Source organism: Bacillus sp. JJ675, assembly GCF_036963165.1.
Classification (GTDB): domain Bacteria; phylum Bacillota; class Bacilli; order Bacillales; family Bacillaceae; genus Bacillus; species Bacillus glycinifermentans.
The window spans coordinates 1-6,738 of record NZ_JBALMR010000093.1 but is presented as its reverse complement, the minus strand read 5'-3'; the positions used below and the strand labels follow the sequence as shown (position 1 = coordinate 6,738).

Annotated in this window: 8 protein-coding genes; 5 read left to right on the top strand and 3 right to left on the bottom strand. The window is 45.1% G+C overall.

Annotated features, from left to right (window positions below; all coding sequences use genetic code 11):
* Window positions 1-73: 73 nt before the first annotated feature.
* Window positions 74-307 (bottom strand): IDEAL domain-containing protein, encoded by a 234-nt coding sequence (locus V7126_RS21575; protein WP_046131314.1) that lies wholly within the window; start codon window positions 305-307, stop codon window positions 74-76.
* A 270-nt stretch (window positions 308-577) separates the two neighbouring features.
* Here V7126_RS21575 and V7126_RS21570 point away from each other — a divergent pair, with 270 nt between their 5' ends.
* Entirely contained in the window at window positions 578-1,159 is a 582-nt protein-coding gene (locus V7126_RS21570; protein ID WP_046131313.1) for a competence protein ComK, read from the top strand.
* On the opposite strand, the gene V7126_RS21565 is transcribed toward V7126_RS21570, so the two are convergent.
* Entirely contained in the window at window positions 1,153-1,518 is a 366-nt protein-coding gene (locus V7126_RS21565; RefSeq protein ID WP_046131312.1) for a hypothetical protein, read from the bottom strand. The genes V7126_RS21570 and V7126_RS21565 overlap by 7 nt on opposite strands.
* A 231-nt stretch (window positions 1,519-1,749) precedes the next feature.
* Between V7126_RS21565 and V7126_RS21560 the strand changes: the two genes are divergently transcribed.
* Together V7126_RS21560 and lepB are read left to right on the top strand one after the other, a co-directional pair.
* Window positions 1,750-2,361: a TVP38/TMEM64 family protein gene (locus tag V7126_RS21560; RefSeq protein WP_046131310.1), complete on the top strand. Its 612-nt coding sequence runs from the start codon at window positions 1,750-1,752 to the stop codon at window positions 2,359-2,361.
* Window positions 2,362-2,373: 12 nt separating this feature from the next.
* Window positions 2,374-2,889, top strand: coding sequence for a signal peptidase I (gene lepB / locus V7126_RS21555; RefSeq protein WP_046131309.1), 516 nt, complete (start codon window positions 2,374-2,376; stop codon window positions 2,887-2,889).
* A gap of 58 nt (window positions 2,890-2,947) precedes the next feature.
* On the opposite strand, the gene V7126_RS21550 is transcribed toward lepB, so the two are convergent.
* Window positions 2,948-4,888 (bottom strand): S8 family serine peptidase, encoded by a 1,941-nt coding sequence (locus V7126_RS21550; RefSeq protein ID WP_438823815.1) that lies wholly within the window; start codon window positions 4,886-4,888, stop codon window positions 2,948-2,950.
* Window positions 4,889-5,198: 310 nt separating this feature from the next.
* Here V7126_RS21550 and V7126_RS21545 point away from each other — a divergent pair, with 310 nt between their 5' ends.
* Both V7126_RS21545 and V7126_RS21540 read left to right on the top strand, forming a co-directional pair.
* Window positions 5,199-5,330, top strand: a complete 132-nt coding sequence (locus V7126_RS21545) for a hypothetical protein (protein WP_269082044.1) — start codon at window positions 5,199-5,201, stop codon at window positions 5,328-5,330.
* A 276-nt stretch (window positions 5,331-5,606) separates the two neighbouring features.
* Window positions 5,607-6,668, top strand: coding sequence for a tetratricopeptide repeat protein (locus V7126_RS21540; protein WP_335499002.1), 1,062 nt, complete (start codon window positions 5,607-5,609; stop codon window positions 6,666-6,668).
* Window positions 6,669-6,738 lie beyond the last annotated feature (70 nt).

Genomic DNA, 6,738 nt, shown 5'->3' with positions numbered 1-6,738 from the left:
GACAGGGTGCAGATCAGTAAGCGCTTGGCCTTTTTGAGTATAAAAAAGCCAATCCTTTCCTGGGGATTGGCTGTTATGCGTGCAATTTCAACGCGGTATATTCTCTTGAAAGCTCAAGGAAAGATTGTTTATCTCCTTTGTCCAATGCCTCATTAATTTTCTCATACAGCAAGTTCAAGCGCCGTTTAAACAACGACTCATCAAGGACCATTTGAATGTAGATGTCCGTGATGGTTACATCAAGTTCTTTTACCTTTTGGTTATTGCGGGACTTCATGAGCTCAGCGTACGACTTTTTCTCTTTCATAAAGATTCCCCCTGATGCCTTTTTTATAGTATATGGATTGCAAATAAAAAAATCAATAAGTATTTAAAATTTTTAGATAATTATTCGAAAAAGCGTCTTTATAAGAAGAAAAGGGTATAGATTAGGACGGAAAACTTGATTTTTTCGGATTAAAACATAAAAATGGCATTTTAAAAACATATTTTCAAATTAATTGAAAAAATCCTGTCGTTTCTAGTAGGATAATGTTAGATTAATAGTATAAATTGACTAATGGTTGGGAGGATCATGATGAGCAATACTGAAGATTTGACAAGAGATTCTTATGAAGTAAACAGTTCGACAATGGCAGTTCTGCCTCTTGATGATGGAAAAACGCCCGCCTCAAAAGTGCTTGAAACCGACAGGACATTTCGGGTCAATATGAGACCTTTTCAAATCATAGAGAGAAGCTGCCGCTATTTCGGTTCAAGCTATGCGGGGAGAAAGGCCGGCACGTACGAAGTCATTAAAGTTTCCCATAAGCCGCCGATCATGGTGGATCATTCAAACAATATTTTTCTTTTTCCCACATTCTCCTCTACAAGGCCTCAATGCGGGTGGCTTTCCCATGCGCATGTTCATGAATTCCGTGCGGCTAAGTATGACAATACATTCGTTACGTTCGTAAACGGTGAATCGCTGGAGCTGCCGGTGTCCAGAGCATCTTTCGAAAATCAGGTTTACCGCACGGCATGGCTGAGAACGAAATTTCTCGACCGGATTGAAGGGAACGCCGCGCCGAAAAAACAGGAATTTATGCTGTATCCGAAGGAGGATCGGAACCAGCTGATCTATGAATTCATCCTCAGGGAGCTGAGAAAGCGCTATTGACCGGGCTCTGCCGCGAATAAATAATGCTCCAAAAGAGCGGAGACCTGGTTGCGGATACGGGGGTTGAAGTAATTGTGCTCTTCCTCGTATCCTTCGTAAATGAAGCAATACATCGTAAACGCTTCGTCCCGGGACACTTCGTGAATTTTGACTTTCCGTCTGCGCAAATCGTTTTTTACATCGTGTAAATCGCGCTGCGCCAGCTTCAGCGCCTGCTCGATCAGGCGCAGATAAGGATCTTTAAGCTTAAACGGGCTCTGCTGAACGATGGCGATATCCCTGTTTAAGATGCTGATGGTCATTGGAAGATAAATAGCCTTTTCAATCGTGTCCCTGACATCGGAGGGAATTCTCGTCATGGCTTTTCTCCTCTTTTCATTTCTGTTTAGGAACGTTTGTTCTGTTTTTATTGTACACGAAAGTCCTTTCTTTTTTCAAGAACGGGAAAAAAAGACTAAAATGCGCCGGTTGTTTCAGACTAATAAAGAATCCGCGGCCGGACGTTTCTTTAAAAACCTCCGGAGCCCGATCATTTAAAGTTTCGGCTTTAACGTGTAGAATAGAAGTAGACAACTGTATGAGGAGAATAAATGTTGGAGCAATTGTTCAGTTATTTTACAGAAGAGAATCTAACACAATTTTTTCAAAGCTATCGGGCTTTTGGTCCGTTTGCCGCCATCTTGCTGCCGTTCATAGAAGCGATTCTTCCGTTTTTGCCCCTCATCGTATTTATCGTCGCAAATGTGAATTCGTTCGGCTTGTGGGAGGGGTTTATTTTGACGTGGATCGGCGCTTCAGCAGGCTCAATTGCGGTCTTTCTGTTTATCCGCCATTTCGGCCAGCAAAAGGCGCTTGGTTTTATACGGAGGCATCAGTCGGTGAAAAAGCTGATGACCTGGCTGGAAAAGCGCGGCTTCGGCCCGTTGTTCCTGCTGCTTTGCTTTCCATTCACGCCTTCGGCAGCGGTAAATGTTGTGGCGGGGCTTTCAAGGATCAGCCCTGTGCCTTTTTCGCTTGCGGTGCTTTGCGGAAAGTTTGTGATGATTTTTATTGTCAGCTTTATCGGCCATGACCTGAAGGCGCTGTTTACGCAGCCTTTGCGAACAGCTGCTGCCATCATCGTCATTATGATTTTATGGTACGCCGGAAAGCGGCTCGAACATCGCTTGAACGTGAAATTCAGCCAGAGAGAGAATGACTAGGGGGACATAAATGTGAAAAAGCGCTTTTTGGTCATCGCCGCGGCACTGTTAATCGTCCTTGGTATTCAGGTGAAAAACGCCGTTTTCATCGAATATAAAGTAGAAGGGGTCAGCATGAATCCGACCTATCAGGAGGGCAACACGCTTCTTATCAACCGCTTTGCCCATCATTTTCAAACGATCCACCGCTTTGACATCCTTCTGTTTAAAGGACCTGAGAAAGATGTGTTCATTAAGCGGGTCATCGGTCTTCCGGGCGAAACGCTTAAATATGTGGATGACCAGCTGTACATTAATAACAAACCGGTGAAAGAGCCTTATTTGGATGATTTAAAGGAGGTTACCGCAGGGGGCGATCTGACCGGGGATTTTACTCTGGAAGAGGTAACGGGAGAGAAAAGGGTTCCCCAGAACCATTATTTTGTCCTTGGAGACAACCGGATTCACAGCTATGACAGCCGCCATTTCGGTTTTGTCTCAGACAAGGAGATTGTCGGCATCGTCGCTGAACGGATTGATAAAAAGTAATGGCCGGAAAAAAACCTTTAAGCCTGACATGATCATGGCTTAAAGGTTTTTTTGTGCGTTACTTTACTTTAATCGCATTCAGCCGTTTCATCAGCTTCGTTTTTGCAGAAGATGCTTTCAGCTGTTTAACCGCGGATTGTGCGGAGGCTTTTGCCTTTTTTGTTTTGCTTTTCTCGGCCGCTTTTACTTTTGCTTCAGCGCTTTTTACTTTTTTGCTGTAAGATGCGGCTGCCTTCTTTTTTGCAGCGTCAAGCTTTTTTTGCAGGCTTGTCTTGTCTTTTCCCGAATCGAGTTCATTGACGGCTTTTTGAGCTTTGGCGATATTTGAGTCATTTGCTGCTTTTTCGGCCGAAGATACAGCCTGTTTTGCTGTTTTGATGAGGCTTGTTCTGACCGCATTGAGCCGTTTTTGCAGCTTCGTTTTCGCAGAACCGCTTGGCAGCTGGCTGACCGCTTTCTCAGCGTCTTTTAGATTTGTTTTATTTTTCTTCTTTTCAGCCTTAGTTACTTTTTCCGCCGCTTTGTCAATCGCTTTTGCCATATACCTCTTTACATTGTCCAGCCGCTTCTGAAGATTCGTTTTTGCGATTCCGCCCGGCAGCTTGTTAATGGCCGATTGTGCTTCGCCAACGCTTTTTTCGGTTTTGTACTTTTCCGCAAGGCTGACTTTGCGTTTTGCATCCGCAAGGTTTCGCTCTGACTGAACATTGTCCAGCCGTTTTTGCAGCTCATTTTTCTCTGATGTATCGGGAAGCTTGCCGACGAGCTTGCGTGCGGCGTCAATATCAGATTGCAGCTTTGTTTTTTCAGCGTTTTCAACGGCTTTTCTTGCCGCTGCAAGCGCTGCTGACTGTGTTTCTTTGTATTGGATGAGACCGTAGCCAAACAGCTGGTCGCGGCCGGCATCTCCTAAATCGTTGACATTTTGCTGCAATTGCTGCCTGAGCCCGGCGCTTGTTTCATTTGGATACAGTTGTTTTAAAAGCGCAAGCATGCCGGTTACGTGCGGCGTGGCTTGAGATGTGCCGCTTCCTGCAGCAAATTGCTGGTGTAAATACGTACTGATGATTGACGTGCCGGGAGCGGAAAATTCAACATCTGCTCCGGTGTTGGAAAAACCGGCAATCCCGTTTTCTTCATCAGTTGCGGAAACAGCGATGACGCTGCTGTAGGCGGCCGGATAATCGACAGGATGTCCGTTTCCGTCGTTTCCGCTTGCCGCAACCAGTAAGATCCCTTTTTGATAGGCTTTATCGACGGCATCATGAAGGATTTGGCTGTCGGTAGACGTGCCAAGGCTCATATTGATGACATTGACGCCATGTTCGATTGACCAGTCGATTCCTTTGAGAATGCTTTCAAGATCGCCCGTTCCGTTTTGATCGAGTGCTTTGATTGCATACAGTTGGACACCCGGAGCAATCCCGTCGATTCCATAGTCATTATGCTTGGCTCCGATAATCCCGGCGACATGCGTTCCGTGGCCGTTATCATCGCTGTATGAGGACGTATAACTGACCGTTGACGTGCCGCCTGAAACGGTAAGCTCATCATGGGCGGAGATTCCGGTGTCGATTACCGCGACTTTCACATTTTTCCCCGTAAGTCCGGCACTCCAGGCTTTTTCAGCCTGAATCGGCTTCAAATTCCATTGTTCAAATGAATCTGAATCTTCACCGGTTTCATCTGATAATACTTTGAATTCGGTGCTGTCGGTTGCCGTAAATGAGACGTTTTTTTCAACGTATAAAATATCGGGATCATCTTTTAAGTCCTGTACTGTCTCTTTGTCAGCCGTAACGGCGACGGCGGGAATATGTTTGTATTGATGATCGACGGATTCGCTTTTCTCCAGCGCCGTTTCTTGTCCGCTTTTGTTTTTATAAACGACGATGACCCCGCTTCCGTGCTGCTGGCCTTCAGCATGAACGCGGGGGGACATGGCGAAAACTCCTAAAAACAGCATGACAGAAGCAGCGGTTTTCCATAACTTTGTCATAAAGCTCTCCTCCTTTTTCATTTTACGGCGTTCGCTCTATATATCGGTAAAAAGACCTTCGTTTCAAAGAGAAAAGAGGATTGAAAATTCGAAGAATAAAACGGTTGTAAATTTTCAGATATAAAATATGATCAATTTCGCACCAGGATTTACAAAGTTTTTGCAGCGGTGACCCCGTTCATATTATTGGCATGAAGCGGAGAAGGAAGTGAGTTCTGGCCGGCTATGCTGTGCAGCATATGTTTGATTGGTCAGTTGTTTTTAAGATGAATGGGCCGGCAAGAACCATACGTACATCAGGAAAAGGCCTATGTATAATGACTTGATTCAAGCGGCTCAAGCGAAAGCGGCGGGCGGACTGATAGATATACAATTCGGGATCGCGGAATTAAGATTCCAGCAGCGTCTGTCAAACGGCATTGGCTGCAATCATGCTGGATAAATGGGTGCCGACCGTCTGGAGGAAAATGCATTTGTGAAACAAAACACCGGCTAAAAAAGAACTGAGCTGCAGCTCTTCGGGCGGAAACGGGAAAGTTCTGCCTGACCGGGCATCCTGCTATTACACCGATGTTTACGGCCTCGATCGGAAACGTCCCTGCTGTAAAAGGACGTTTTTTTGTGATAATGAGAAAATAGACCTAGTTCTATAGGTGTAATAAAAGGTAAGATATAGTATGATATAAAAATATAGCATTCAGGAAGAAAGGAGTTCTCCATGAATAAGATTCCCGCGGAGGAAGCAGCCAACATTCTGAACTCATGGTACCGGGCCATCGAGGAAAACGATACAGAACAGTCGGTACGATTATTTAAACAAGCCAAGCCATTAGTAAAGGAAATGGAAGAAAGCGAAGCGTTCCTCACCTATTACGCACTTCTAGAAGAAATGCATAACGGCATGCCGGACGACAATAGAGGGGAAGGATATGGCGACTCACACTTGATTTCGTATTATTTTCACCTTTTTTCCGGAGCATACGAAAGCTATAAGAAAAATGATCAGCAGGCGATCGGCTTTTACAAAACGGCCGAAAAAAAACTTGCCCATGTGGACGATCCGATAGAAGCCGCGCGATTTCACGAAAAAATCGGCAAATTGTATTATGACTTAGGAGAAAACTTGATGTCGCTGAGCCACACAAGACAAGCGATGGAGATTTTCCAGGATCATGGCGGTTACGCTATGAATCTTGTCTCGGTCTACATGACGATGGCGGACAATTATACTGAGATGGGAAAATATAAAGAAGCGGAACAATTTTTGGCTGAAGCAGTCAAAACAGCGAGGGCTGCAGGTGACCATGTCAAGGAGGCGCACGCCTTCCATCACTACGGCCTTCTTTATTCGGCCATGGACAAGCCGGAAGAGAGCATTACATATTTGGAAAAAGCCTTGAAAGATAAAGCATACGCCGCATCAGACCACTACTTTCAATCCGTTTATTTATTGATAAAGGAGCTTTTCAAAACCGGCGGGCACGACCGGGCGATCGTTTACTATACGGAAGGGAAAGAAAGGTCACGAGAGGCTTGTAATGACATATTTGACGCGAAAGTCGATGTCCTATACTCCGTCTATCATGAAAAAGCGTTTGACGATTGCAAAAAAAGCCTTGCCGCCTTATTGAAACGAAAGCAATATGACAGCGTGCGGGAACTTTCGCTCATAGCGGCCAATGTCTACAGCAAAAAGGCGCTTTATAAAGAAGCCGCGCATTTTTTCCTTGAAGCGATTCAGACGGAGGAGATGATGAAAAAAGCGGCGGTAATGCAATGAAAAGCAGCTACTTGCGGATCAGCGGCAAAAAGCATTTGGATTTGACCAAATGCTCAGGCTGTCGAGAAAA

What these genes read in the sequence shown, in the direction of transcription:
- V7126_RS21575 (WP_046131314.1), bottom strand. Translation starts at nt 307, where the DNA reads ATGAAAGAGAAAAAGTCGTACGCTGAGCTCATGAAGTCCCGCAATAAC.
- V7126_RS21570 (WP_046131313.1), top strand. Translation starts at nt 578, where the DNA reads ATGAGCAATACTGAAGATTTGACAAGAGATTCTTATGAAGTAAACAGT.
- V7126_RS21565 (WP_046131312.1), bottom strand. Translation starts at nt 1,518, where the DNA reads ATGACGAGAATTCCCTCCGATGTCAGGGACACGATTGAAAAGGCTATT.
- V7126_RS21560 (WP_046131310.1), top strand. Translation starts at nt 1,750, where the DNA reads ATGTTGGAGCAATTGTTCAGTTATTTTACAGAAGAGAATCTAACACAA.
- V7126_RS21550 (WP_438823815.1), bottom strand. Translation starts at nt 4,888, where the DNA reads ATGACAAAGTTATGGAAAACCGCTGCTTCTGTCATGCTGTTTTTAGGA.
- V7126_RS21545 (WP_269082044.1), top strand. Translation starts at nt 5,199, where the DNA reads ATGTATAATGACTTGATTCAAGCGGCTCAAGCGAAAGCGGCGGGCGGA.
- V7126_RS21540 (WP_335499002.1), top strand. Translation starts at nt 5,607, where the DNA reads ATGAATAAGATTCCCGCGGAGGAAGCAGCCAACATTCTGAACTCATGG.